At 58.3% G+C, this 4,465-nt stretch carries 3 protein-coding genes; all 3 read left to right on the top strand.

Annotated features, from left to right (window positions below):
* The coding region (locus IF809_RS37990) for an LLM class flavin-dependent oxidoreductase (RefSeq protein ID WP_462840033.1) at window positions 1–1,331 on the top strand (1,331 nt) is incomplete at its 5' end.
* Window positions 1,332–2,015: 684 nt separating this feature from the next.
* Window positions 2,016–3,362 (top strand): LLM class flavin-dependent oxidoreductase, encoded by a 1,347-nt coding sequence (locus tag IF809_RS37985; RefSeq protein WP_441258724.1) that lies wholly within the window; start codon window positions 2,016–2,018, stop codon window positions 3,360–3,362.
* Between the two features lie 352 nt (window positions 3,363–3,714).
* The coding region (gene ribB / locus IF809_RS37980) for a 3,4-dihydroxy-2-butanone-4-phosphate synthase (RefSeq protein WP_462840032.1) at window positions 3,715–4,465 on the top strand (751 nt) is incomplete at its 3' end.

Genomic DNA, 4,465 nt, shown 5'->3' with positions numbered 1-4,465 from the left:
GGCTGGAGAGACAAATGGCAGACAAAAGGCAAATGCGCCTGGGCGCCTCGATTCGAGGCCTCGGCTACAACATTTCAGCTTGGTTGCATCCCGATGTGGATCCCGCAGCATCCGAGAAGGTTCAGCACTTCGCTACCGCAGCTCGAATCGCCGAGGAGGCGATGTTCGATACGGTGTTTCTTGCCGATACGCTTGCGGTCCGCTCATACGATGATCCAAAAGGGGCTGCCGCGCGCAGCTCCAACAACGTGGAGCTAGAGCCCATCACGTTGCTGGCGGCCCTTGCAATGTGCACGAAACACATCGGCCTCGTGGCGACTGCTTCCACAAGCTATAACGAGCCTTACCATATCGCTCGGAAGTTCGCCTCCATCGATCACATCAGCGGAGGGCGCGCTGGATGGAATGCGGTTACCTCCTGGTCCCAGCAAGAGGCAAATAACTTCAGTCGAGAATATCACTTCGACAAGGATGAGCGCTATGAGCGCGCCACCGAATTCCTCCAGGTTGTCCTCGGGCTATGGAACAGCTGGGACGCGGATGCATTCCTGCGCGACAAGAAACGTGGGCTCTTCTACGATGAGTCGAAGATGCACGTGCTCAACTATCGTGGCACATTCTTCAACGTGCGCGGTCCGCTAGGCGCGTCGCGTACGCCGCAGGGTCGGCCGGTGATCTTCCAAGCTGGCGCTTCAGAGCACGGGCTCAATTTGGCCGGCGCGTTCGCGGATGTCGTCTACTCCGTTCCTCAGCATATGGCCGAAGCTATCCGCGGGCGCCAGGTCTTGCGCGCGCACGCCGAAAAGTTCGGCCGACAGGCTGACGACATCAAATCATTGCCGGGTGTGCAGATTATCGTTGGCCGAAGCTCATCCGAGGCTCGCGATAGGCTTGAGTATCTCAAAACCTTGATCGATCCCCTGCAGAGTCTCGCCTCCATCAAGCGAATGTTTGGCGACTTGTTGGGAAATGATATCAACTTGGACGATCGCGTGCCCGAGGTTGGAAACACCGAAGGGAAGTTCTCGACCGCGACGAACACGGTGAGACGTGCGCGCGAAAATGGCTGGACTGTTCGTCGGCTGTGCCAGGAGTTCGGAATGGGGCAGCAGGTGAACCTTAGCGGCACGCCCGACGAGATTGTCTCGACGCTGGTCGATTGGTTCGAGGCGGACGCCTGCGACGGCTTTAATATCCTGCCAGCTTACCTTCCCGACAACCTTGCCGAGGTCGCGGAGCACATAGTGCCGCGTCTTCAGGATCGCGGTCTGTTCCGGCGTCGCTATGAGGGGGCGACACTTCGAGAAAATCTAGGGTTGCCGCGCGTCTAGGTACGCGCCCACAATGTAGACCTGCGTGCCTCAAAACGCGGAGCACGCGAGTTTAGCCGGCTCCAGCTCAGCTGCCTCATGAGAGACCGTCCATAACGTCCCCGAACTACCCCGCAACCTGGTCTTCGTCCCCTACGACGAAGACTGGGGACGGGAGGCCGACCTCATGCTTCTCTGTCGGTCTGTGCGCCTGTGACGCTAGCTTCTATCACCCGCCATCGTTGGACATTGTCCTCGCGCGACGCGCGTTCACAGATAGAGCATCATCGAGGACGTGCAGTCGGCCGGTTCGGCTGGCAAGGTCAAGCGCGCGCTCGATCGTTTCAAATCTAAGGCCGCGGCGGTCTCGTCTACCCAGCATGGATGCGCAGGAATAAGACCTCCAGCAGCGCCTCATTTGAGGCAATCCACCTAAGGCATGCAATTTTGGTCGTTTATCTGCGATACGATGGGACAATTCCCCGAGAAGCCGCCCTGTAGCAGAGTATAGTTACCGGGCGCAAACATAGCCGATTGGTCGAGAATGCCGGCGCGGTGGGTCGACTTTGACAAGCGAACAAAGTCGAGAGGCTCGATAGGGCCAGCAATCAGGCCGCTGCTACCCAGCTTGGCATCAGCGTGGTTCTCCGAAGCTCTCTGAGACCGGCCCTCCAAAAGGCTAACTCAGATCGAGATCTATTTAACATGCACGCCTACCAACAGGAAACCACCGGAATCAGGCAAATGCATCTGAGCGTCTTTGTAGCCGCCACGGGAAACCATATAGCGGGATGGAGAATTCCGGAGGCGCTCACGAGTGCCGAAGACTTCTCCGCACTATTGGCTATCACCAAAATCGCGGAGCGCGGGAAATTCGATTTTGCGTTCTTTGCCGACGCGCCCGTCTGCGCCATGGCCGACCTGCCATCTTTCGCTCTAAAGCTAGAGCCGGCTACTCTCCTTGCGGCTCTCAGCGTACAGACGTCGCAGATTGGACTGGTAGCAACGATCTCATCTACCTTCACTGAGCCCTATAATCTCGCTCGCGCGATCGCTTCCGTCGATCAAATCAGCGGGGGGCGCGCCGGTTGGAACGTTGTTACGACCGCCTCTCCGGAAGCGGCGGCGAATTTCGGGCGAGAGCTGCCGGATCATGGCCTTCGTTACGAGATTGCCGACGAATATCTTCAGGTCGTGCAGGGCCTTTGGGACAGCTGGGAAGCTGGTGGTTTGGTCGCAAACAAGGAGACCGGCCAATATCTCGATCTGTCCAAGGTTCACGTGCTGAACCACAATGGCAAATACTTCAAGGTGCGGGGGCCGCTGTGCGCGTCGCGCTCGCCGCAAGGACAGCCGGTTGTGGTCCAGGCTGGATCTTCGGGGGCGGGACAGAGATTTGCGGCGAAATATGCCGAAGTTGTATTCACCGTCCAGCAAGAAATGAGCGAGGCGCAGCGCTTCTATCAAGGACTAAAAGAGCAGGTCGTTGCCAACAGTCGCCCGCCGGACCATTGCGCTGTCATGCCAGGACTTTTGACCGTGGTGGGGAGAACAGAGGAAGAGGTGCGTAAGAAGCTTGCACATCTCGCAAGCTTGGTAATACCGGGCTCTGCATTGGCAACGATGTCGGAAAGACTCGGTCACGACATGTCGCAGTATTCCCTCGATGAACCCGTTCCGGACCTTCCCGTGGCGCCGACTGGCGTGCAGAGCTATGCGCAGGTCATTTATGCGAAGGCGAAGCGAGAGCGTCTTACATTAAGAGAGGTCCATAACCTCTTCGCGCTGTCGCGCGGTTACCTCATGATGACGGGGACCCCCAAAGCCATCGCAGACACCATGGAAGAATGGCTGGTCGGCCGTGCTTGTGATGGCTTCATGCTTGTACCTGCATTCTTTCCGGGCGATCTTGCCGAGTTCGTAAACTTGGTGGTACCTGAGCTGCAGCGGCGCGGCCTATTTCGTAAGGACTACGCTCGAAAGACGTTGCGAAGCCACCTTGGGTTACCGGAACCAAGAAATCGCTTTGCGAAGGAAGCGTCATCAGAGTGAGTGCTGGTCCGCGGTACGGCTACAGCCGGTCTGGCTAATAGGCGCGAAAGGCTCCGGCTGCGGGATCAAGTGTCGAAGCCGCTGCTCAAGACGCAAATAGCCACCAAAGTGACCGTTCTGCCCGCCTCCGCAGCCAGACCTTCACAGGTGGCTAATAAGCCCTCTCGGTCGGACCTCCGCCGCTCTTCGTTCTGCACTCAAGAGAAATTCCGCTCGTTCTTGTCTAAAAACGCAGGAGATCGGCGTTGCAGATGCTTAATCTGATGTTGAACGGACGGTGCTTTGAGAGTTAAAGCTGCCCTTCTTCAGCCGTATCAGAATTATGGCGCGCTAGCAGCCGCCGCAGTGAGAGATGCTCCACACCGTCCCTAAAGCACTGGAAGCCTTTGCTCGCGGCGAGATCGTAGTCGTTACCGACGATGACGATCGCGAAGGTGAGGGCGACCTCATCGTAGCCGCTTCGCTCTGCACGCCAGAGAAGATGGCTTTCATCGTGCGCCACACCTCCGGAATTGTCTGCGCGCCGGTGACTTTGGCAGACGCGCGGCGGCTGCGGCTCGATCCAATGGTAGCCCACAACGATTCAGCTCATGCCACTGCCTTCACTGTGTCGATCGACTACAAGGCAGGACTGACCACCGGCATCTCGGCCGATGAGCGTACCGCGACCTGTCGCGCGCTCGCCAATCCCAATGTCGGGGCCGGCGACTTTGCAAGGCCAGGTCATATCTTTCCGTTGATTGCCAATGACGGCGGTGTCCTGATGCGCTCAGGCCATACCGAGGCCGCGATCGATCTTTGCCGACTAGCCGGGCTGCCACCCGTCGGCGTTATCTCCGAGCTCACCAATGATGACGGCACGGTCATGAAGGGACCTCAGGTTGGATGCTTTGCCGCAGCACATAACCTGAAACAGATCACCATCGAGGCGCTGATCGCCTGGCGCCAAGCGCGCGAGAAGTTAATTGAGCGCGTCAACAGTTTCCCCGTGGCGAGCCCGATCGGTCCGCTGCAGGGCCACGCCTATCGTTCGCCCTTCGATCCTGTTTACCACGTTGCCTTCGTTTACGGCGCCATCGGCAAAGGCCGCGATGTCCTGACGC

It is taken from the genome of Bradyrhizobium sp. UFLA06-24 (assembly GCF_054967145.1).
Note: the sequence above shows the minus strand (reverse complement) of the source record. Positions and strands in the feature narration are given on the sequence as shown.

Bases quoted from the DNA above. Each gene is read 5' to 3' on its own strand.
- IF809_RS37985 (WP_441258724.1), top strand. From the start codon at position 2,016: ATGCACGCCTACCAACAGGAAACCACCGGAATCAGGCAAATGCATCTG.